The 23,162-nt window shown below is 72.7% G+C and carries 13 protein-coding genes and 3 tRNA genes; 5 read left to right on the top strand and 11 right to left on the bottom strand.

From position 1 onward, the window contains the following. Positions 1-55: 55 nt before the first annotated feature. Together BM076_RS29110 and BM076_RS29115 are read right to left on the bottom strand one after the other, a co-directional pair. Positions 56-129: transfer RNA gene (locus BM076_RS29110), tRNA-Lys, on the bottom strand. Between the two features lie 77 nt (positions 130-206). Next, positions 207-4,079, bottom strand: coding sequence for a S8 family peptidase (locus BM076_RS29115; protein ID WP_093716714.1), 3,873 nt, complete (start codon positions 4,077-4,079; stop codon positions 207-209). Between the two features lie 127 nt (positions 4,080-4,206). On the opposite strand from BM076_RS29115, the gene BM076_RS29120 reads away from it, so the two are divergent. Further along, a tRNA-Lys gene (locus BM076_RS29120) sits at positions 4,207-4,280 on the top strand. A 116-nt stretch (positions 4,281-4,396) separates the two neighbouring features. Here the strand turns inward: BM076_RS29120 and BM076_RS29125 are convergent. Continuing rightward, positions 4,397-5,152, bottom strand: coding sequence for an IclR family transcriptional regulator (locus BM076_RS29125; protein WP_093716715.1), 756 nt, complete (start codon positions 5,150-5,152; stop codon positions 4,397-4,399). A gap of 335 nt (positions 5,153-5,487) precedes the next feature. Here BM076_RS29125 and BM076_RS29130 point away from each other — a divergent pair, with 335 nt between their 5' ends. Beyond that, a complete protein-coding gene (locus BM076_RS29130; protein ID WP_093716740.1) occupies positions 5,488-6,711 on the top strand; it encodes an LLM class flavin-dependent oxidoreductase in 1,224 nt (407 codons plus the stop codon). Positions 6,712-7,040: 329 nt separating this feature from the next. After that, positions 7,041-8,786, top strand: a complete 1,746-nt coding sequence (locus tag BM076_RS29135; protein WP_245796480.1) for a glycosyl hydrolase family 18 protein — start codon at positions 7,041-7,043, stop codon at positions 8,784-8,786. A 153-nt stretch (positions 8,787-8,939) separates the two neighbouring features. Here BM076_RS29135 and BM076_RS29140 read toward each other — a convergent pair whose 3' ends face one another. Then, positions 8,940-10,754: a putative bifunctional diguanylate cyclase/phosphodiesterase gene (locus BM076_RS29140; RefSeq protein WP_093716717.1), complete on the bottom strand. Its 1,815-nt coding sequence runs from the start codon at positions 10,752-10,754 to the stop codon at positions 8,940-8,942. A gap of 549 nt (positions 10,755-11,303) precedes the next feature. On the opposite strand from BM076_RS29140, the gene BM076_RS29145 reads away from it, so the two are divergent. After that, complete coding sequence (locus tag BM076_RS29145; RefSeq protein ID WP_322936524.1) at positions 11,304-12,485, top strand: M6 family metalloprotease domain-containing protein; 1,182 nt, start codon at positions 11,304-11,306, stop codon at positions 12,483-12,485. A 4-nt stretch (positions 12,486-12,489) separates the two neighbouring features. Then, a complete protein-coding gene (locus BM076_RS29150) occupies positions 12,490-13,800 on the top strand; it encodes a M6 family metalloprotease domain-containing protein (RefSeq protein ID WP_093716718.1) in 1,311 nt (436 codons plus the stop codon). 36 nt (positions 13,801-13,836) lie between these two features. Here the strand turns inward: BM076_RS29150 and BM076_RS29155 are convergent, their stop codons facing one another. The 7 genes from BM076_RS29155 to BM076_RS29185 form a co-directional block, all read right to left on the bottom strand. Continuing rightward, positions 13,837-14,265, bottom strand: coding sequence for an OsmC family peroxiredoxin (locus BM076_RS29155; RefSeq protein WP_093716719.1), 429 nt, complete (start codon positions 14,263-14,265; stop codon positions 13,837-13,839). 70 nt (positions 14,266-14,335) lie between these two features. Then, positions 14,336-15,364, bottom strand: a complete 1,029-nt coding sequence (locus BM076_RS29160) for a polysaccharide deacetylase family protein (protein WP_093716720.1) — start codon at positions 15,362-15,364, stop codon at positions 14,336-14,338. An 84-nt stretch (positions 15,365-15,448) separates the two neighbouring features. After that, positions 15,449-18,718, bottom strand: a complete 3,270-nt coding sequence (lysX, locus tag BM076_RS29165) for a bifunctional lysylphosphatidylglycerol synthetase/lysine--tRNA ligase LysX (RefSeq protein ID WP_093716721.1) — start codon at positions 18,716-18,718, stop codon at positions 15,449-15,451. 365 nt (positions 18,719-19,083) lie between these two features. Further along, a complete protein-coding gene (locus BM076_RS29170; protein WP_107416995.1) occupies positions 19,084-21,615 on the bottom strand; it encodes a phosphatidylglycerol lysyltransferase domain-containing protein in 2,532 nt (843 codons plus the stop codon). A gap of 122 nt (positions 21,616-21,737) precedes the next feature. Further along, positions 21,738-21,811: transfer RNA gene (locus tag BM076_RS29175), tRNA-Lys, on the bottom strand. Positions 21,812-21,866: 55 nt separating this feature from the next. After that, a complete protein-coding gene (locus BM076_RS29180; protein WP_093716722.1) occupies positions 21,867-22,514 on the bottom strand; it encodes a bifunctional DNA primase/polymerase in 648 nt (215 codons plus the stop codon). Positions 22,515-22,727: 213 nt separating this feature from the next. Then, a complete protein-coding gene (locus BM076_RS29185) occupies positions 22,728-23,096 on the bottom strand; it encodes a hypothetical protein (RefSeq protein WP_093716723.1) in 369 nt (122 codons plus the stop codon). Positions 23,097-23,162 lie beyond the last annotated feature (66 nt).

Raw genomic sequence — 23,162 nt, forward strand, 5'->3', positions numbered from 1 at the left:
TGCGGAGCACACGCCGAAGGCCCCCCGCGTTCCCGCGGAGGGCCTTCGTGTCGCGTGCGCCGCCAGGGACTCGAACCCCGGACCCGCTGATTAAGAGTCAGCTGCTCTAACCAACTGAGCTAGCGGCGCTTGCGTGACCATCATACGTGGTCGGAGGGGGTGGTCGGGACCACACCCTCCGACCACACCCTCCGACCGGGGTCAGGTCACTTCAGGCCGAACGCCCTGATGATCTCCTGGCTGACCGAGCCGCCCTTCCCGTCCGACGCGCTCGCCTTCAGCGAGACGAATCCGCCGGGCTTGCGCGGGGTCAGGATCAGCGTGTCCCAGTGGCCCTTGCCGTCCTTGACCAGCAGTGTCGGCCGCCAGGTCCTGCCGTCGTCATAGGAGACGGACAGCTTCGCGGAGGTGGCCGTCGTCACCTGGTCCAGCCATTCCTGGGTGGCCGACGCGAGGCCGATCCGGGTCAGCCGGCCGCCGGGCACATTGCCCGCCGTGTCGGTGGCCACGGCGTAGTCGAGCTGGAGCAGCCCGATGTCCTGCTGGTCGACGCCGGCCGGCAGCGGCCCGGAGACGAAATTCCACTCGGTGTGCGTACGGACCGACGTCCGCCAGTCCGCCGCGTCCCGCGCCGAGTCGAGCACCAGCCGGTACGGCAGCGTCTTCGCGGGCTGGTCCCAGATACCGCCCGCCCGGCCGACACCCTGGTCGATCAGGGTGTCGCCCTGATACGCGGCGTAGGTGGTGTTGCCGTCGTACTCGGCGGCGGGCATCGCGCCGGAGTGGCCCGCGCCGCCGTCCGTCCACGGCGTGATGTTGAACTGGATGTCGTTGTACGACGAGCGGTTCGGCCCCCAGTAGCCGATGCCGAGGCGCGGCCGGGTGATCCCGCCGAACCACGAGACCGCGTACGTACGGCCCGGCCGGAACACGTCGTTGCCGCCGCGCTCCTCCAGCAACTGGTCGCTGTAGGCCGCGTCGTAGACCGAGTGGTCCTCGTACCAGAAGCCGGCGCCGTGCTCCGGCGAGACGTATTCGGTGCGGGTGCCCGGGTAGGACTCGGTCTCCGTGAAGCCGATGCCGGGGCCCCAGGCGGGGATGTCGTAACGGAAGCCGCCGCCGTTGCGGGCGCGGTCGCCGTTGTACGTGGCGGCGACCTTGGCCAGGTCGCGCCGCGGGTCGGGGGTGTAGGCCAGCGAGCGGTCCGGGATCGTGCCGTCGTGCTGGTCCAGCAGGTCGTAGACGACCCGGGTGAACCTCCGCTGGCCGACGGAGAGGGTGAGCCGGCCGCCCTTGGCATCCGCGATCAGCCGCGCGCCCTCGCCCTGCCGGACGGAGACCACCGTCAGCGGGGTGTCACGGTAGTCGGCGTCCGGGTCGGCGTAGGACTCCAGCAGCCGGCCGCGGCCGTCGTTGACGACGATCAGCAGCTTCGCGCCGGCGGCGGTGGCCGCCGCGGCCCGTTCGGCCGGGCTCACCGCGTCGCCGCGTTCGACCACCACGGCCTTGCCCTTGGCGTCGAGGCCCGCGTAGTCGGCGGCGCCGCCCTGCCCGGCGTAGACCGTACGCAGCGTGCTCCTGCCGTCGGTGACGGTCGAGCCGGGCTGCGCGGTGGTGTCCAGATCCCGGCCGTGCCCGGTGACGGCGACCTGCTGCTCGCCGAGCCGCCAGCGGGTGACGAAGCTGAAGCTGCCGTCGGTGACCTTCTTCGTCGGCGACGCGTACAGCGTGTCGTAGGTCAGCGGCAGCATCGCGGCGTCGCGCACCAGCTGCCCGTCGCCGAAGGTACGGGCGATGTCGACGTGCCACTGCCGCAGTTCGGTGCGCTGGTGCGGCACCGCGGCGCTGACCCGGCGGGCCTTGCTCGCGTCGAGCGTGACGGTGGTGTCCTTGGTCAGCACCGTCTCCGGGTCGATCAGCACCGCCAGGCCCTGCGAATCCGGCGCGTCACCGGGCACGTCGATCTCGGCGTACGCCATGTACGTGCCGGGCGCCAGCCGCAAGGTGCGCTCGCCGTCCACGGCGAGCTGCGTCGGGTACGGGTCGCCCTCCTGCGCGAGGACGACGGTGCCCGCGGTGGGCTTTCCGTCCCGGCCGAGCAGCCTGACCGTGTAGTCGTACAGCTCCTGTTCCTTCTCCAGCGCGAAGCCGGTGTGCGCCACGACCTTGCCGGTCGCCGCGTCGGTGGCCAGCACCTGCCCGGAGAAGGTGGTGCCCGCCGGGACACCGGCCGGGTCGAGGGTCAGCGTGACGTCGGAGCTGCCGCCCGCGGGGACGGTCACCGACGACGCCGACAGGCGGTACGCGGTGTCGGCGGTGTCGGTCGCCAGCTTCAGCGTCACCGGGTCCTTGCCGCTGTTGGTGTACGTGAGGGTGCGCGTCGTCGGCCGCGCCGCGTCGTGCGGCCAGGAGTAGACGGCCGTGTCCACGGAACCGGTCGCCTCCACCGCGGAGTCGACGGCGGCCAGCACATCGACGCGTCCGGTGCCCTGCTCGAACGGGGCGTAGCCGTCCAGCACCTTGGAGGTGCTCATCAGCGCGTCCTTGAGCCGCCCCGCCGTCCAGTCGGGGTGCCGCTGCTTGAGGATCGCGGCGGCGCCCGCCACGTGCGGGGTGGCCATCGAGGTGCCGGACATGGTCTGGTAGCCGCCGCCGGGTGCGGCGGCGGTGATGTCCACGCCGGGCGCGGACAGGTCCGGCTTGAGGCCGTAACTGCCGGTCAGCGGGCCCATGCTGGAGAAGTCGGCGCGCTGGTCGGCGGCGTCGACGGCCGCCACGGTGAGCGCGGAGCGGGCCGAGCCGGGGGAGCCGATGGTGCCGGCGCCATAGGAGTTGCCCGCGGCGATCACGTACAGCGGGCCGCCGTCCGCGGACAGCGAGTCCACGGCCTGCGACATCGGGTCGGTGCCGTCGTCGGGTATGTCGGAGCCGAGGCTCATGCTGACCACGTCGGCGCCCTGCGCCTTGGCCCACTCCATGCCCGCGATGATCCAGGAGTCCTGGCCCTGGCCCTCGTCGGAGAGCACCTTGCCGACCAGCAGCTTCGCGCCGGGCGCGACGCCCTTCTCGTCGCCGCCGGAGGCCGCGCCGCTGCCCGCGACGGTGGACGCGGTGTGCGTGCCGTGGCCGTTGCCGTCGGCGACGGTCTGGCCGGGCACGAAGCTCTGCTCGCCGACGATCCGGTCCTTCAGGTCCGGGTGGGTGTCGTCGACGCCGGTGTCCAGCACGGCGACCTTCTCGCCGGTGCCGTCGTAGCCCTCGGCCCACGCCTGCGGGGCGTTGATCTGCGGCACCGAGTCCTTGAGGTCGGCGCTGACCCGGCCGTCGAGCCACAGCTTGTCGATGCCGTTGGCGGTGTCCAGGGCGCGGGCTTCTTTCGCGGTGCCGGTCTCCGCCGGCTTCGCCTCGTCGGCCGCCGGGTCGAGATCGGTCCAGAAGGCACGGGCGTGCTTCTTGTCGGCCTTCAGCGCGGCGCCGCCGATGCTCGGCAGGGTGCGTACGATGCCGGCCCCTGCGGGCGCGGCGGGCAGCGAACGGGCGGTGCGCGCGGCCTTGGTCCAGGTCGCGATCAGCGGCAGGCCGGCGGTGTGCGCGTCGTCGTAGCCCATCGCGGCCAGCGCGGTGACGTCGAACAGCCGCCGGTCCAGCTTCCCGGCGGCCAGCAGCGACCGGGCCTCGTCGGGCACGACGTACGTGTCGCCGCCGAATTGCTGGACGCGGACGATGCCGCGCGCGCCGGGGGCCCGGTCGACGGTGACGGTGGCGGTCGTGTCCGCCTTGCCGGCGCCGGTCTTCGCGCTGCCGGTCTTTGCGCTGCCGGTCTTTGCGGTTCCGGCGCCCGCGGGCCGGGTGAGGTGGACGACGTCACCGGTGATCAGCGTGATGTCGGTGACCGAGGCGTCGGCGGCGCCGTCGGCGGAGGCGTGGGCGGCGGAGGTGGCTGTCGGTGGCGCGGACCCCTGGGCGGTCGCCGCGGGGGTCGCCGCGGCGGCGGGGCCCGAGGGCAGCAGGAGTGCGGTACCGAGCGCGAGCACGGTGGTGCCCGCCGGTACGGTGATCCGGCGTCGAGTCGAAGTCATGCACATGATCTACCGGCCGGGCCACCGCCGTCGCACCGCCCGGACCTGGCGCAATCCCGCCTGGCGGCAATCCGCCGCCGTTTTGGGCCCGCGCCCGGCCATCGGGTACGATCTGCGACGTCAGCAGGCGCCGCTAGCTCAGTTGGTTAGAGCAGCTGACTCTTAATCAGCGGGTCCGGGGTTCGAGTCCCTGGCGGCGCACGCGCACCGAAGGCCCTCCGCATTCCCGCGGAGGGCCTTCGTCGTACGGACGGCTGGTAGCGCTCGTGCCGCTCGTGGCGCGGGTCGGACAGTGCTCGCGCCGCTCCCTGCGCGGATCAGATGCTGAACGACAGCAGCACCGGCGCCGCCCGGGTGTGGAGGGTGTCCACGGCGGGCTTGAGCCGGTGCGACTGGGCGTACGGCATGGACAGCGCCAGGCAGGCGACCGTCTTGCCTATCGTCACCGGGATCGCGGCGCAGACGGTGCCGACCGCGTACTCCTGGAGGTCGAGGGTCGGCACCGTGGCGGGCTGCCGCTCCAGCTTGCTGAGCAGCACACGGTTGTCGATGACCGTGCGGGAGGTGAGCCGCGCCGGGCGGTGCCGCGACAGGTGTTCCTGGCGGCCGCTGTGGTCGAGCTGCGAGAGCAGGCACTTGCCGACCGCGCTGGCGTGGGCGGCGGAACGGAAGTCCACCCACTCGTTGACCTTCGGCGCGTCCGGGCCGTCGGCGAAGTCGATGATGTGCACCTCGCCGTCGTCGTAACGGCTGAAATAGACCGCCGCGCCGACCTCGTCGCGCAGTTCGACGAGCACCGCCTTCAGCTTCTCGGCGAGCGCCTGGTCGCGATTGGCGGCACCGAGCATCACCATCGACTCACCGATGACATATCCGCCGCCGGGCAGAAATCCGAGATATCGCTCGCGGCGCAGCATTGCCAGCAGGTGGGTGAGATAGTCGATGGGCACACCGATTTCGCGTGACAACTGCTCGGCGGTGACGCCGTGCCGATGCGTGTCGACGGATTCCAGCACGCGCAGTGCGTACTGGACCGCGTACACCGGCTCGGTCTGTCGGTGCTCTAGCGCCACGGTAGCCCCCTGCAGGTATGACCGTTTGCGTCCTGGCTGTCGCTGCCGGTCACGGACGGAGATCCGAAACGGGCCGAACCGGCGGCTTGGCCGGACTCCACGATAGCCCCAAACCCGTTTCCGGTAGAGGCGGTTGGCGAGTTGTCCGAGGCCCCTCAGGCGTATATGCAGGAAGGGGCCACTCTGGCATATGCCAAAGACATTCCCCAATACATGGAAGTACGGGGAATCCGGTAATCCGGCCCCGGAACGCCGCCCGATCCGCTATCGGGGGAATAACCGGACGACGGCTCCGGTTGTCGCTGCCGCGGGGCGGGACACCCATGCCCGCCGGCATGGGTACGGAGACGATCGAGGAGGCGCCCGGCGTGGGTGACGAACAGCAGGGCGAGCGGACCGGACAGGGCGAGCAGGACCGGGGCGCGGGAACCCGGGGCGCGGCAGACCAGGGCCAGGCGGCCAAGGGCGCGGGAATCCACGGCACGGTACGCGGCACGGCTCCCGTACCGCTGTCGGTGCTGGACCTCGCGACCGTCGGCAGCGGCTTCACGGCCACCGACGCGCTGCGCACCAGTGTCGAGATCGCCAGGACCGCCGAGACCCGCGGCTACCACCGGATGTGGGTGGCCGAGCACCACTCGATGCCGGGCGTCGCCAGTTCCTCGCCCGCGGTGATCCTCGCCCATCTCGCCGCCCACACCCGCACCCTGCGGCTCGGCTCCGGCGGGGTGATGCTGCCCAACCACGCGCCGCTGGTGATCGCCGAGCAGTTCGGCACCCTGGAGGCGCTCGCCCCCGGCCGGATCGACCTCGGGCTCGGCCGCGCGCCCGGCACCGACGGCGCGACCGCCGCGGCGCTGCGGCGGACCGACCGCCTGCACGAGGGCGCCGACGAATTCCCGCAGCAGCTCGCGGAGTTGACGCGTTTCCTGGACGACGACTTCCCCGACGCGCACCGCTACGCGCGCATTCACGCCATCCCCGGCCCGGTGCAGGGCAGTTCGCCCGGCGGTGTGCAGTCGCCGAACCGGCCGAGCGTCTGGCTGCTCGGCTCGTCCGGCTTCAGCGCCCGGCTGGCGGGCGCGCTCGGCCTGCCCTTCTCCTTCGCGCACCACTTCTCGGCCGCCAACACCGTGCCCGCACTGGCCCTTTACCGCGAGTCCTTCCGGCCGTCGGAGATCCTGGACCGCCCCTACGCCTCGATCGGCGTGGCGGCGCTGGCCGCCGACGACCCGGCCGAGGCCCGCCGCCAGGTGCTCACCGGCGCGCTGAGCATGCTGCGGCTGCGCACCGGACGGCCCGGCCTCGTGCCCACCCCCGAGGAGGCCGAGGGCTACGAATTCAGCCCGGCGGAACGGGACTTCGTGGACTCCTGGCTGGTGAACATCATCCACGGCGACCCGGACACGGTCCGCCGCGGCCTGGACGACCTGGTGGCCAGGACCGGCGCCGACGAACTGGTGATCACCGCCAACGCGCACACCCCCGCCGTACGGCTGCGCTCGTACGACCTGATCGCCGACGCGTACGGCTTCCCGAAGGACATCGCGGCCGGCTGACCGTACGTCCTCGCGGCCGGCCGGCCGCGCCGTCCGGGGGCCCGTCGCCGGTTAAAGACTCGTTTCCGGCAACAAGGTGGTCCAACGTCGAACGAACAGGTCAGAGCACCCTTAAGCCAGCGTTAAAGCCGCTCGTCACACCATCGACGGGCGGCTTTGCTGCTGTCACGGGAGGCTACCGGCCGGTCGGTTACCGGGGGATTGGTCTAGTCCTAAGTCTGGTTCAGACCATTGACGTGCACTTGACGAGGGGTTATCCATTCACCAGCCCCCTGTTGTTCCTCCCTCTCCCCCCGGAGGTCCTCGTGCAGTCCAGGAAGAGAGCGTTCGTGGCAGCCGTCGCGTCCGCCGCCCTCGCCGCGGGAGCGCTCACCGCGCTCGTCGCCGGAGTGGGCACCGCGCAGGCGGACACCACCGCCGCCGCCAAACCCGCGGCCGCCGCCGCGAGCAGCGGCGGCGTGAAGATCGCCTACTACGACCAGTGGAGCGTGTACGGCAACGCGTACTACCCGAAGAACCTCGACACCTCGGGGGTCGCGGGCAAGCTCGACATCCTCAACTACTCGTTCGAGAACATCGATCCGTCCAACCTGACCTGTTTCGAGGCCACCAAGGCGTCGGACTCCACCAACGAGTCCAACCCCAACGCCGGTGACGGCGCGGGCGACGCCTTCGCGGACTACCAGAAGTCCTTCGGCGCGGACATCAGCGTGGACGGTGTCGCCGACACCTGGAACCAGCCGATCGTCGGCAACTTCAACCAGCTGAAGAAGCTGAAGGCCAAGCACCCCAACCTGAAGATCGTCGCGTCGATCGGCGGCTGGACGTACTCCAAGTACTTCTCCGACGTCGCGGCCACCGACGCCAGCCGCAAGAAGTTCGTCAGCTCCTGCATCGACATGTTCATCAAGGGCAATCTGCCCGTGCAGGGCGGCTACGGCGGCACCGGCAGCGGCGCCGGCATCTTCGACGGCTTCGACATCGACTGGGAGTACCCGGGCTCGCCCGGCGGCCACACCGGCAACCACTACAGCGCGAACGACAAGGCCAACTACACCAAGCTGCTGGCCGAGTTCCGCTCCGAGCTGGACGCGTACGGCTCCGCCAACGGCGGCAAGCACATGCTGCTGACCGCGGCCCTGCCGGCCGGCCAGGACAAGATCTCGAAGATCGAGACCGACAAGGTCGGGCAGTACCTCGACTACGCGAACATCATGACGTACGACATGCACGGCGCCTTCGAGTCCACCGGGCCCACCAACTTCCAGGACCCGCTGTACCAGTCGCCGAACGACCCGTCGACGCCGATCTCACCGGGAACCGAGAAGTACAGCACCGACAACGCGATCGACGCGTGGATCAACGGTGACTCGACGTACGGCATCGCCGGCGGCTTCCCGGCCAACAAGATCACCATGGGCTACCCGCTGTACTACCGCGGCTGGTCCGGCGTCTCCGCGGGCAGCAACCACGGCCTCTACCAGCCCGCTTCGGGCCCGGCTGCGGCACGCGGCATCAGCCAGGTCGCGGGCACCGCGTACTACAAGGAACTCGGCGGGATCGTCGACAACGCCTCCACGACGTTCTACGACCCGGCCAGCCAGACCAACTGGTTCTACAACGGCAACGAGTTCTGGACCGGCCTCGGCGCCCAGGCCATCCAGGCCAAGGCGGACTACGCGCACTGCCACAACCTGGCCGGCTCGATGATGTACTCGCTGCTCGACCTCGACCCCGCCGCCACCCTCTTCAACAAGATCGTGACGGCCACCAACGGGTCCGCGTCCGGCTGCGGCACCACCACCACGCCGCCCACCACCCCGCCGACCACGCCCCCGACCACCCCGCCGACGACGCCCCCCACGACGCCCCCCACGACGCCGCCGACGACTCCGCCCACCACCCCGCCGGGCGGCACCTGCACCCTGCCCTCCTGGTCCGCCTCCGCGGTCTACGTCGGCGGCAACCAGGTCTCCTGGAAGGGCCACAACTGGAACGCCAAGTGGTGGACCACCAACGAGGAGCCCGGCACCACCGGTGAATGGGGCGTCTGGCAGGACCTCGGCGCCTGCTGATCCGGCTTCGCCGGGAAGAACACTGACCGACTGACCCGGGGTCCGCGTCCTTACTCCCCCCAAGGACGCGGGCCCCTTCTCCTTTTCGCCCCAAACGCCGGCGGGGCTGGGATTCGGCGGCGCCGGCGGGGGTGGAAAACAGCCCGCGGCCTGTCAGGACAGCAGCGCGGAGATCGCGTCCGGGGCCACCGGGCGGGAGTAGTGCCAGCCCTGGCCGGTGTCGCAGCCGATACGGCGCAGGCGTTCGGCCTGGTCGGCGTTCTCGACGCATTCGGCGGTGACCGTGAGGCCGAGGCGGTGGGCGAGGTCGACGAGGGCCTCGACGATGGTCTCGTCCGCGGGGTTGGGGTGTTCGGCGGAGCGGAAACCCTGCACGAAGGAGCCGTCGAGCTTGAGGGCGGAGACGGGGAGCCGGCTCATGTAGGCGAGGTTGGAGTAGCCGGTGCCGAAGTCGTCGATGGCGATCCGTACGCCCATCGCGTCCAGGGCGTGCAGGGCCTGGAGCGGGCGGCCCGCCGAGCCCATCACGGCGGACTCGGTGAGTTCCAGTTGCAGCAGCCGCGGCGGCAGCCCCGTCTCGGCGAGCACCTCGGCGACATCGGCGACCAGGTCGGAGTCCCAGATCTGCCGGACGGCCACATTGACGCTGACCACCAACGGCGCGTCCGGGTGGGCCAATTGCCAGGCGCGGGCCTGGCGGCAGGACTCGGCGAGCACCCACCGGCCGAGCTGCACGATCGAACCGTCCTCCTCGGCCAGGCCGATGAAGCGGTTCGGCGCGAGCCGCCCGAAGTGCGGGTGCTCCCAGCGCACCAGCGCCTCCACCCCGCGCAGCTCACCGGAGTCCAGCGCCACCAACGGCTGGTAGTCCAGCACGAATTCACCGCGCTCGACGGCCTGCCGCAGCGTACGGGACAGCGCCTGACGGGTCATCCGGTGCTCGTTGCGCTCCGGGTCGAAGAGCGTCCAGCGGGCCTTGCCGTCCGCCTTGGCCCAGTACAGCGTGGTGTCCGCGGCCTGCATCAGCCCCGTCGCGGTCGTCCCGGCCGCCTCCCGCTCCACCACACCGATGCTCGCGGACACCGCCAGCCGGTGCCCGCCCACGTCGAACGGCTGCTGCAGCGCGGCCAGTACGGACTCGGCCAGTTCCGTCGCCTGCCCCGTACCGGTGGAGTCCCGTACCAGCAGGGCGAATTCGTCACCGCCGAGCCGCGCCACCAGATGGCCGCCGGGCTCCGCGCAGGCCAGCAGCCGGCGGCCGACCGCCGCCAGCAGTTCGTCGCCGACGCGGTGGCCGAGGGTGTCGTTGACCGCCTTGAAGCCGTCCAGGTCCAGGTAGCACAGGCCGATCCGGCCGGTCCTGCCGCCCTGGTCGGCGACCGCGGCCGACAACCGCTCAAGGAACAGCGCCCGGTTGGGCAGCCGGCTCACCGGATCGTGCATCCGCAGGTGCCGTAGCTCCTCGCGTAGCGTGTCGCGCTCGCCGACGTCCTCCACCGACAGCAGCAACGGGCGGGCGCCGGTGCGCGACAGGGTGATCTCGGCGCGCAGTGTGCTGCCGTCGGGGCGGGCGATCCTGCGGGTGCAGCGCAGCCGCTCGCGGCGGCCGGTGAGCACCTCGCGGAAGGCGGCGCGCGCGTGCTGGTCGCCGGCGAGCCCGAGCAGGCCCGCCGCGCCGACGCTGCTGAGCCGCTCGGGGGCGGCGCCGAGCAGGGTGCCGAACGCGCCGTTCGCCTCCAGGACCGTGCCGTCCGGGGCGAGCAGCGCCATCGCGGACTGGGCGATCGCGAACGCGGCGCGGTAGTCGCGCTGCTCGGTGCCGGTGCCGGTGCCGGTGCCAGTGCCAGTGCTTGCGCTCGCGCCAGTGCTCGTGTCGGCACCGGAGCGCGGGGCAGAGGTGTGACTGTGTGTGATGACCTGTGCCGTGCTTTCGGGTTCGACGCCTGGGCCGCCCGAGGGTCCGCCCATTGCCCGCTCCCCGCTTCGCGCTCGTCTCGCCCGCGATCATATGGGCTGGCGGAGTTGGTGTTCCAGCGCCTTGGTGGTGATTCTCCGCACGTGTGCTGACGGATCGACCGAACGTGTCCGAACGGCTCGATCGTGTGATCGCATCCGCGGGGGTATCACGCACCGTAATGATCATCGACCGGCGCTGCTCCGGCGCGCAGGGGGGAGTGGAACCACCGCCGTACGCGGCCGCGCCGTACGTGGCCGCGCCGCCTACCGCGCTCCGCCGCCCGCGTGGAGCAACCGGACAGGACATACGCCGTCAGGACCCAGCAATGTGGATGAAGTGTCCCGAATGGGCGCACCTCATCCTCCCCGGAGGTCCATGTGCGGCGGTCAGCCAGTTCGTCAGGCTCGTCAGGCGTCCCGATAGGCCGCGGCCAGGCACAGGCACAGGCACAGGCACAGGCGTGGGCACGGGCGGAGGCGCCGTCACGGGAATCGGCGCGTGCCCACGCCCGGCCCCGCGCGGGCCGGCGCGTCCTGCGCCCGGCCGCGGCGGCCCTCAGCGTGTTCTGCGCCGTCGTCGCCTGGACCCTGACCACCGGCCCCGCCGCGTCCGCCACCACCGGCAGCGCCTGCCTGCTGCCGCGCACCGGCGCACACCACTCCGAGGGCGTCGACACCTGGGAGAGCGGCTACGCCCACCCCCTGGGCCGGGTGAAGGCCCTCATGGTCTTCCTCGACTTCCCCGACTCCCCGCCCGACCTGACCACCCAGCAGGTCACCGCCGATCACTTCCCGGCCACCACCCGCTTCTTCGACCGCGCCTCCTACGGCCAGTTCGAGCTGGGCGTACGCCCCGTCGCGCGCTGGCTGCGGATGCCGCACCCGGCGAGCGACTACGCGATCAGCCGCGACTGGGACACCGCCGACCGCACCGCCTACCTGCGCGACGCGCTCACCGTCGCCGACCCCGTCGTCGACTTCCACGGCTACGACGTCGTCTACCTCGTCGCCGACCCCGACGCGCCCGGCGTCGACTCCGACGCCACCAAGGTCGTCAACCTCGCCACGCCCGTCACCCTCGACGGCACCCCGCTGCGCCGCCTGGTCACCGTCTTCGAACGGCACCCGCCGGACCGCAATGTGCTGGCCCACGAGACCGGCCACATCTTCGACCTGCCCGACCTGTACTACCGGCCGCCGGCCGGCAGCGACGGCGACTGGGACACCCACGTCGGCGACTGGGACCTGATGGGCAGCCAGTTCGGCCTCGCCCCCGAACCCTTCGCCTGGCACAAGTGGAAGCTCGGCTGGATCGACGACCGCCAGGTCGTCTGCGTCACCCGGCCCGGCACCACCTACCAGGACCTCAGCCCCGACGAGACCGCCGGTGGTACCAAACTCATGGTCGTCCGCACCGGCCAGGACAGCGCCCTCGCCATCGAGGCCCGCGCCGCCACCGGCAACGACCGCACCGCCTGCCGGCAGGGCGTCCTCCTCTACCAGGTGCGCTCCGACGTCGAGTCAGGCGACGGCCCGATCAGCGTGCTCGACGGCCACCCCCGCACCTCGGCCTGCGCCGCCACCTCCGTCTACCCGCCGCTGGCCGACGCGCCGCTCGGGGTGGGGGAGAGCTGGGCCGCGCCCGGCGGCGGCACCCGCGTGACGGTCACCGGCCGCGGCGCGGACGGCGCCTGGACCGTCAAGCTCGTCGAAGGGGCGCCCGACACCGCCCGGGAGGGCTGACACCATGGCCTCCCCGAAGAGGCCGGACGCCACGCCGTCCGGCACCCAGGGCGCGGGGCCGGGCGGCGGCCGGCGCCGGCTGACCAGGACGGGACTGCGCTGCGCCGCGCTCGGCGCGCTCGGCCTGCTCGCCGTCGGCAGCACCGTATCCGCCGGGCCGCGCGCCCCCGCCCTGCACGCCTCGCCGCCGCCCGCCGCCCGGCCCTGCGCCCTGCGGGCCGTGCCCGGCGTCGCCATGTCCGAGGGCTTCCCCGACGACTCCAGCCGCGGCCCAGGCGCCGAATTCGCCCCGTCCACCGGCACCGTGCGCGCCCTGACCCTGCTGATCGACTTCCCCGACGCGCCCGCCCCGTACAGCGCCGCCGAGCGCTACGGCGAGTTCTTCCCCGCCGTCAAGAAGTGGTACGCCGTCAGCTCCTACGGCCGCCTGGACTACCGATCCACACCGGTGCTGCGCTACATACGCATGCCGCGGCCGTTCACCGCCTACGGGATCGGCCGCGGCTACGGCTGGGACGCGCACACCGAGATGATGCGCGACCTGCTCCGCGTCGCCGACCACGACATCGACTTCAGCGGCTACGACATCCTCAACATCCTCGTCACGCCCAATGCCGGGCCGCCCGCCGACGAGGCGGTGCTCTCCGTGACCTGGACCGGCGCGTCCGCCGCCACCACCGACGACGGCGCCCACCTCGACAAGGTGTCGCTGATCTACGGGCACGACCAGTCGGGACCGCGCGTGCTCAGCCACGAGAACGGCCACGCCCTCGGCCTGCCCGACCTCTACGCCGCCGACGACTTCCCGCGCACCGACCGGCTCGCCGGACAGTGGGACAGCATGTCGCTCGACTGGGGCCTGCAGGGCGACCTCTTCACCTGGCACAAGTGGAAGCTCGGCTGGATCGACGACCGGCAGATCGCCTGCGTCACCGGCCGCACCGACGCCACGTACACCCTGCGCGCCGACGAGGTCCGCGGCGGCCTCAAGGCGATCGTCGTCCCGTACAGCCGCACCGGGGTGTTCGTACTGGAGGCCAGGCAGCAGCTCGGCAACGACCGGGACGCCTGCCGGGCCGGAGTGCTCGCCTACCGGGTGCGCACCGACGTCGACTCCGGCAAGGGCCCGGTGACCGTCGTGGACGCCCATCCGCACACCTCCGCCTGCGACTTCAGCAGCGGCGCCTTCAACTCCCTCAACGACGCGCCCTTCGAGGTCGGCCAGAGCTACACCGACCCGGCCGCGCAGCTGACCTTCACCGTGCTGGGCAGAACAGCGGCGGGCGAGTGGAGGATCCACGTCACCCGCCGCTGACGCGCCATCGGCCTGACGCGGCGTCAATCGGCCGACTCAGGCGAGGAGTTCGGCCTCAAGGGTGATGGTGGTGCCCGCGAGCGCCTTGCTGACCGGGCAGTTGGCCTTGGCGCCCTGCGCCGCCGCCTCGAAGTCCTCGGCGGAGATGCCGGGGACACGGGCCTGCACCGACAGCACGATGCCGGTGATGCCCTCGCCCGGCTGGAAGGTGACGCTCGCCTTGGTCTGCACCGTCTCCGGCGGCGTGCCCGCGCCCGCGAGCGCGTGCGAGAGCGCCATCGAGAAGCAGGACGAGTGCGCGGCGGCGATCAGCTCCTCGGGGCTGGTCTTGCCGTTCGCCTCCTCCGCGCGCGAGGCCCACGTGACGTCGTACGAGCCGACGCCGGAGGTGTCCAGCGAGACGGTCCCGGCGCCGCCCATCAGCGGGCCCTTCCACTGGGTCGTCGCGGTGCGGGTGGTTGCCATGGTGAAGCCTCCAAGAGGTACCGACGGATGGCGGGAACGCCTCCTGAACGCTATCGCGCCGGCCGCCCGATCAGCGGGCGGGGAAGCTGTACGTCCACCCCTGCGCGTCGAGCGTGTCGAGCAGCTTCGCCAGCGCCGCGACGGTCTGGCGGCGGTCGCCGCCGCCGTCGTGCATCAGCACGATGGAACCCGGCCGCAGTTCGCGCCCGATCGTCGCCAGCACCTTGGCCGTGCCCGGCCGTTCCCAGTCCCGCGAGTCCACCGTCCAGCCCAGCGGGCGCAGCCCGTGGTCGGCGGCGATGCGCCGGATCGGCGGGGTGAAGTCGCCGCCGGGCGCCCGGTAGTACCAGAGCTTCGCGCCCGGGCCCGCGGCCTTGGCGATGTCGCGCTGCGCGTCGGCTATCTCATGGGTGTTGTACGCCAGGGACTTGCCGCTCTGCCGCTCGTCGTGGTGCACCGAGTGGTCGCACAACCGGTGGCCCTCGGCGGTGATCCGGCGCACCAGCCCGGGGTGGGCGGCGGCACTCGGGCCGATCTCGCAGAAGGTGGCCTTCGCGTGGTGCCGCGCCAGCAGCGCCAGGACCTGCGGGGTCCAGCGCGGGTCGGGCCCGTCGTCGAAGGTCAGGGCGACGGACTTGCCGCCGTCCTCCAGCGAGTGCTGGATCGACTCGGCGGGCCGGGTGCCGGAGGGGGCGGTGCCGTCCGTCGTCGGGGGAGTGGTGCCGGGCACGGTGCTCCCGCCGGGAACCGTCTGCGACGGGACGGTCCCGGACGGACCGCTTCCCGTACGGTCCGGCCCCGTACCGCCGGTCGGTGCGTCCCGGTCCGGTGAGGTGGCCGTCCCGCCGTTGCCGTTGCCGTCGCCGCCGTCCGGCGGCGCGGTCCGCTGCGACGGGATGCCCGGTGTGGACGCGCCGGCCGACGGCGCCCGCGTACCGCCCCGCCCGTCGTCGGCGCCCGCCGCCGCGGCGCCGTGCCCCGCACCGCCGCCACACGCCGCGAGCGCGGCCCCGGCGAGCGCGGCGGTCGCGACGGCAGCGGCGGTCCGCCGCACCGCCGTACGGCCCGGGAAGCCAGATCGTCCGGTTTTGTACTCCATGCGGACCACCGTAAACACGCCGCGCGCGGACCCGGCCGGCCCGTACGCCCGCCCCCGGCCATGATCAACAGGCCCGGATCGGCGCTATCGGCGGCGAACGAGGGGGAAGGGCAGGGTCTCCCGGATCGTCCGGCCCGTGAGGAACATCACCAGCCGGTCGACGCCGATCCCGAGCCCGCCGGTCGGCGGCATCGCGTACTCCAGCGCGGTCAGGAAGTCCTCGTCCAGCTCCATCGCCTCCGGATCACCGCCCGCCGCCAGCAGCGACTGCCGGGTCAGCCGCGCCCGCTGCTCCACCGGATCCGTCAGCTCGGTGTACGCCGTGCCCAGCTCCGTGCCGTACGCCACCAGGTCCCAGCGCTCGGCCAGCCGCGGATCGTCGCGATGCTGCCTGGTCAGCGGCGACACACCCGTCGGGAAGTCCTTGTAGAAGCACGGCTCCGTCGTGCGCTCCTCGACCAGCCGCTCGTACATCTCCAGCACCACGTCCTCGGCGGCGTCGTCCGTCCCGTACGGGACTTTCGCCGCGTCGCACAGCTCCCGCAGCCGCTTCAGCGGCGTGCCCGCGTCGACCTCCTCGCCCAGCGCCTGCGAGATCGCCCCGAACACCGTCCGCACCGGCCACCGCCCCGACAGGTCCACCTCGGTGCCGTCCGGCCGCCGCGCCACCTGCGTACCGTTCGCCGCGACCGCCGCCGCCTGGATCAGCTCGCGCGTCAGGTCCAGCATCACGTCGTAGTCAGCGAACGCCTGATACGCCTCCAGCATCGTGAACTCGGGGTTGTGCTTGTACGACACGCCCTCGTTGCGGAAGGTCCTGCCCAGCTCGAAGACCCGCTCCACCCCGCCCACGCACAGCCGCTTCAGATACAGCTCGGGCGCGATCCGCAGATACAGGTCCAGGTCGTAGGCGTTGATGTGGGTGGTGAACGGGCGGGCGTTCGCGCCGCCGTGCACCGGTTGCAGCATCGGCGTCTCGACCTCCAGGAAGCCGCGCCCGGCCAGCGTCTCGCGCACCGCGCGCACGGCCGCGCTGCGGGCGCCGAGCACCGACCGCACCTCCGGCGAGACCGCCAGCGCCAGATAGCGCTGCCGCACCCGCGCCTCCGCGTCGGTCAGGCCGCGCCGCTTGTCCGGCAGCGGATGCAGGCACTTGCCGGTCAGCGTCCATGCGGAGACCTCGGCCGTCGGCTCACCGCAGCGGCTGACCGTCGCCGTGCCCTCCACCCGCAGCAGATCGCCCAGGTCCACCGTTGCGTCGAACCGTCGCAGACCGTCCTGTCCGAGACGGTCCCGGGTCAGCATGATCTGCACATCGCCCGACCAGTCCCGCAGCGTCGCGAACACCACACCGCCGTGGTCGCGCACCCGCAGCACCCGCCCCGCCACCGACACCGCGCTCCCGGCCGCCGCCGCCCGCACCTGCGCCGCCGTGCACTCCGGCGCGGCGGCCACCGGATACGGGTCCACGCCGTCGGTCCGCAACCGCTCCAGCGTCGCCAGCCGCACCCGCACCTGCTCGGACGGTCCGGTCGGCGCGTGCTTCGGCTTCTTCACCCGGTGCACTACGGGTTCGGGCCCGGCCTTCTCCCCGTCCGCCGCCGGCACGGTCGCGGCGCCGGGCACCGACACCACGGGTACGGGCACGGGCGCCGCGTGCGGGCGGCGCAGCCGCGGCAGCCGGGGGAGTTCGACGAAACCCTCCGCGATCCCCGAGGCCAGACCGATCCTCGCCATGTCCTTGGCGTCCGAATAGCACAGGAACCGCGGATACCAGCGCGGCTGGTACTTCACGTTCGACCGGTACAGCGCCTCCAGCTGCCACCAGCGCGAGAAGAACAGCAGCAGCCGCCGCCACAGCCGCAGCACCGGACCCGCGCCGATCCGCGCGCCCTCCTCGAACACCGACCGGAACACCGCGAAATTCAGCGACACCCGGCGGATCCCGAGCGCGGGCCCGCCCGCCGCCAGCTCGGTGACCATGAACTCCATGATCCCGTTCGGCGCCGCCCGGTCCCGCCGCATCACGTCCAGCGACACCCCGTCCCGCCCCCACGGCGCGAACGACAGCAGCGCCACCACCCGGCCCTGCCCGTCCACCGCCTCCACCAGCAGACAGTCCCCGTCCGCCGGATCGCCCAGCCGCCCCAGCGCCATCGAGAACCCGCGCTCGGTCTCGGTGTCCCGCCACGCGTCGGCCAGCTGCACGACCTCCCGCAGCTCGTCCGCCGACAGATCGTGGTGCCGCCGGATCCGGCTGGTCACCCCGGCCCGCCGCACCCGGTTCACCGCCTGCCGCGTACCGCGCATCTCCCGCCCGGCCAGATCGAACGACGCCACGTCGAGAATCGCCTCGTCGCCCAGCTCCAGCGCGCCGAGCCCCGCCCGCGCGTACGCCTTCGCGCCCTCCTCACCCGCGCCCATCACCGCCGGCACCCACCCGTACGCCGCCGCGTGCGCCAGCCACGCCTCGATCGCCGGCCCCCACGCCTCCGGGTCGCCCAGCGGATCACCACTGGCCAGACACACCCCCACTTCCACCCGGAACGTCACCGCGGCCTTGCCGCTCGGCGAGAACACCACCGACTTGTCGCGCCGCGTCGCGAAGTAGCCCAGCGAGTCCCGCTCCCCGTACTTCGCCAGCAGCTCCCGGATCCGCCCCTCGTCGTCACCGTGCAGCGCCGCCTCCACCCGCTGCGACCTGAACAGCGCCGCCGCCGCGGCCAGCAGCGCCACCGCGCCGAACAGGCCCAGCCAGAAATTCGCCCAGTACGGAGGGTGCCCGATGTCGTCCGGCAGGTCGTTCACACCGCCGACGACCTTGTTGACCGCCCACCGCAGCCGGTTCGCGCCCTCCAGCGAACCCGGGAACACCGACAGCAGCCCCCACCCCAGCAGCACGCCCAGCGCGAGGCCGCACACCAGCACCCCGAGGGCCCGCCAGAACGCGCCCTTGCGCACCCGCGCCGCGAATTCGCCGCGCGCGGCGATCACCACGCCCAGCACCGTGCCCGTGATCAGCAGCGCCGGGACCGCGCTCCACTCCTTCATCGCGATCAGCAGCACGTTCGCCAGCACCGTCAGGCCGAGGAACACCGCGACGATCCAGTACGCCACCCGTTTGCGCGCGGCCATCGCGCCGCCCAGCAGCACCAGGAAGGCGGCGTACGCCAAGTTGGGGGACGCCGGGACCGTCAGGATCTCCACCCAGCGGCGGACGGGTTCCAGCAGGTGGCGCAGCGGGGAGATCACGGCCATGGCGGCGCAGAAGAGGGCGAGGGCGGCGAAGAATTCGCCGAACCAGCCGGGTACCCGGGGGGACACGTCCCCCCACCTCACGTTCTTCCGGGCCATTCGTCCCGCCCTTCCTCCGCGGCCACAGGCTCCCTCAGCCTCCCCCACCCCCCGCTTTCCGCAACCCGAGGCCCCTCCTGCGGAGAGCTTCCGGAAGCCGGCGCCTGAGGCTCTCCTGCGGAGTGCGGTTCGTTAGGGGCGCGGGGAACTGCGCGCCCAGCCACGTCCGTGGCGCGGGTGAAAGACCGCCCCCAGCGGGGCAGACGCTGTTGTTTGTGCGACCAACGGCCCGGTGGGGGCGGGCCGCGCAGTTCCCCGCGCCCCTAAAAGACCTGACTCCCGCACTCCGCAGGAGACCTCAGGCACCCCCGGCCAGGGGATCACGCACCGCACTCCGCAGGAGATCACGCACCGCCGACAGGGGATCAGGCGCCGTCCTCCGTCGGAGGGCCCTGGTCCGGGGCGAGGGCGGGGCGGCGGCGGAGGCGCGGGGGAGTGAGGAAACCCTCGGCGATGGCGTTGGCCGCCGCGACCCGCGGCAGATCCGTACGCCGCTCGTACAGGAGATACCGGGCCTGCCAGCGCGGCGCATAAGCGGAGTAGGCCCGCTCCCGGGCCGCCACATGCCCGAGCCGGGCGAGCAGCCGCAGAGGGGCCCGCCGCAACCGCGAGGAAAGAGCGCCGCGGAAAGCGGTGAAGTTCAGCGAGACCCGGGAGACGGCGGCAGCCCGCAACAGCACCTCGGTGACGAGGAAATCGACGGGTGAGCGCCCGGACTCCCGGTCGTACCGCAGCACATCGAGGGTGAGCCCGTCCGCCCCCCAGGGCACGAAGGTGACGACCGCACAGGTCCGCCCGCGCGGATCCCGGCACTCCGCCAGGAGACACCCGCCGTCGGCGGCGTCGCCGAGCCGCCCGAGCGCGACGGAGAAGCCGCGCTCGGCGGGATGGCGGCGCCACGCGTCGGCGAGCCGGGCAAGGCGCCGCATCTCCTCGGGAGAGATCTCCCGGTAGCGCCGCAGCACGGCGGAGTACCCGGCCCCGCCGACCACGGCGTGCGCCTGCCGCAGCCCCGCCAGCGCGAGCGCCCCCTCCGCGAAGGCCGCCCGGAAACCGGCGACCTCCACGACCGCCTCGTCACCGGCGGGCAGCGCCCGGAAACCGGCCGCCTCGTACACGACGGCCGCCGCCGGCCCGGCGTTGGTGACGGCCGGCACCCAGGCGTGCCGCCGCGCGGTGGCGAGCCAGTGCCCGACGGCCCGCGCCCAGGCGGTACGGTCCCCGACCGGGTCGCCGGAGGCGAGGGCGACACCGTTGACGACGCGGTAGAGCACCGCCGCGTCCCGCTCCGGCGTCCAGACGACGGCCTTGTCGCGGCGCAGCGCGAAGTAGCCGAGCGAGTCGCGCCGCCCGTACACCCGCAGCAGCGCGCGCAGCCGCCGCTCGTCCGCGGGCAGCAGCCGGTCCCGGCCGCGCGGGGAGCGGAAGAACGCCAGCAGCACGACGAGCATCAGCGCCACGCTCAGCACATTGATCGCGAGGTCCGTCCAGCCCGGCACGGAGATCTCGGGCAGGTCGAAGAGCCCGGACACGGTCAGCACCCGCAGCAGCGTGTAGCGCAGGCTCGCCCCCCACTGCCGCGGCGGCAGCTCGTCGGTGGCGTGCACCAGCAGCGTGCCGAGGCCGATCGCGAGGGCCCCGCCGACGACGAAGACCGACAGCCCGAGCGCCACATTGCCCCGCTCGCCGCGGACGTTGAAGACAGTGCGGGACACCAGCAGCGCGACCAGCACCAGCGCGGTCAGCGCCAGCGACACCCAGTTGAACGGGTGCCCCCGGGTGTCCGGCAGCAGCGCCACCCCCGCCGCGCACAACAGCGCGTATCCGCTGGTCAGCAGGGTCGTCACGACCCACGCGGCACGTTTGCGGCGGCGCAGGCTGACCGACAGCACCAGGGCCAGCACGGCGCCGGTGAAACCGGGGCTGACCAGGAACGCGGTGAAATACTCGCCGTCCGAGGCCGCCCGCACCCGGTTGCGGAAGGGCGCGATCACACCGGTCACCGCGTTGACCGCGGACACCACCCGCAGGTACCAGACGGTGAAGGCCGCGCCCGGCTGCCGCAGCGGCCGCAGCACGTCCTCCAGCAGCGTCTCGATCCGCGACGGCGGCAGCTCCACGATGGTGGGCCGCGGCGCGGCCGTACGCGGCCCGCCGGGAGAGGGCAGCGGCGCGCCCGCGACCGCGTCCATCACCTTCGTCTTCCACACCACCACCCGCCGGTGGATCCGGTCCTCGCGCCGCTCGGCCCTGGCCATCCGCCGCGGCCGCGCCGTGTACCGCCAGCGCGCCCACGGACTGCCCGGCCGGGCCAGCCGCAGCGCCCCGACGACCGCCAGCAGCGGCACCATCACGCCGAGCAGCCCCGTCCACACCTTGCCCTTGGCCAGGCACACCACCACGAAGCCCAGCAGCACCCCGGCGACGACGTACTGCCGGTACGACTCGCCGCCCACGTATCCGCCCAGCGGAGCCTGGCCGATCAGCAGCAGCCCGATCACCGACACCGCGAGGATCACCGCGTCGACGGACTGCCGGCCCTGTTCGCTCCAGTAGACGTCCTTCAGATGCAGCACCAGCGCGAATTCGTCGAGCACCAGGCCGCAGCCGATGCCGAAGATCACCGCGAGCACGTCGTGCGCCAGCGGGCCGCCGCGCACCGCGAAGGAGCCGATGCCGCCGATCAGCATCATCGCCTGGCCGAAGACGACATGGTGGATGTGCAGGCCGCCGGGCTGGACGTTGCCCGGCCACCACTTCACGCCGCGCCGGATCATCCGGGTGCTGAAGCGGATGAAGAGGAAGGAGCCGATCAGTCCGACCAGGAGCAGGAAGAGCGGCTCGCGGCCGGTGTCCGAGATGCGCGTGCGGTACGCGTCGGCCAGCCAGTCCACCATGGCTCCAGGGTCGTCGGGGTCCGGGCCGCGGGCCACCCGGGTGGTGCGTACGGGACGGTCCCCGACCCGGCGCCGGAAACGCCGAAGGCCCCCCGCTTCCGCGAGGGGCCTTTGACCGTCTGTGCGCCGCCAGGGACTCGAACCCCGGACCCGCTGATTAAGAGTCAGCTGCTCTAACCAACTGAGCTAGCGGCGCCTGCTGACGTCATAGACCTTAGCATCCGGCCACGGGGAGCGGAAATCGATATGACTCATGCCGTTCCAGGGGCGCTGACCAGCGCGGGAACGGTCTTCGCCGGGGCCGTCCTGGCGGCCCGTACGCACGCCCAGAGCACCACGTCCGCGCCGGGCAGCCACGGGTGCCGGGTGTCCGGCGCGACCAGCCACCGCGACGCCCCGTACGCCCCGTACTCCCCGCACGCCCCGTACGTCCTGTCCGTGCCGTCCGTCGGCCCGCCGTCCGTCCCGCAGGCCGCGGGCGCGTCGGCCGGGTGCAGCGCAGGCACGGTCACCGCGTCGCCGATCCCGTGACAGAGCATCGGCGGCACCGCGCACCCCCACTCCTCCCAGCTCAGCAGGGACGGCAGCCGGTGGGCGGTGCCCGGCGCCACGAGCAGCAGTAGCCGGCCGCGGTGCACCGCCACCGGACCGCTGCCGGGACCCGACGCCCATAACTGCTCCAGCAGCCTGCGGCCGAACAGGGGTGACAGATTCACCACGTCGAAGGCGATCCCGCACGGCAGCACGCTCGGCGCGCCCGGCCGCGCCGACCACAGGGCCCGCACACTGCGCGGGAAGGCGCTGGCCGACGCCAGCCACTCGGCGCCCTCCGGGGTGACGTACGAGGTGTGCTGCCGCCGCTGGGCCTCGGTGACGACTTCGGTGACGGCGTGCGTCACGGCCGCGATGCTTCCGGTCCCTTGCCATTCATCCATGGCATCTACAGGTACCGGCCGCGCCCCGGGCGGTCCGGAGAATCGGACGAATTCGGGACAGGAGGGCAGGAGAGGAGGTACCTTGCCGCTGCGCATATGCGGGGCACAGTTGCGGCGCCCCGTCGGGCCGTGACCGTCACGCGGGACCGCGCCGGCACCCGAGCCCGCACCCGTACGTCAGGGTGTGACGCCGCCGCCCGCGATCAGGCCCTCGCCGTACTCGACCATCCGCTTCGCGTAGTCCTCGGTCCACCCGGCCCGCTCGGCGAGCACCGCGTACGTCAGCCGGTCGAAGCGGCGCGGATCGGTCAGCTGGGCCGCGGCGATCGCCTGGAAGTCCGTCGCCCGGTCGGCGGCGGCCCGGAAGGCGACCGCCAGCTCCGTGGCGCGCGCCAGCATCCGCCCCGGGTCGTCCATCGACTCCAGATCGAAGAAGTGCTCCGGGTCCTCGACGGTCGCGGCCGGCTCGAACTGCAACGACGCGGGCCGCCGCGGCCGCGGCGCGGCGCCGCCCTGCGGGCCCTGAGCCGACTGCGGCTCGGTCATACGGCTACCTCCATACGGCTGCCTCCACACGGTGACCTCGGATGCGATCCCGCCCACCATTGTCCC

The organism is Actinacidiphila alni, assembly GCF_900112845.1.
In the GTDB taxonomy this organism is placed as follows: domain Bacteria; phylum Actinomycetota; class Actinomycetes; order Streptomycetales; family Streptomycetaceae; genus Actinacidiphila; species Actinacidiphila alni.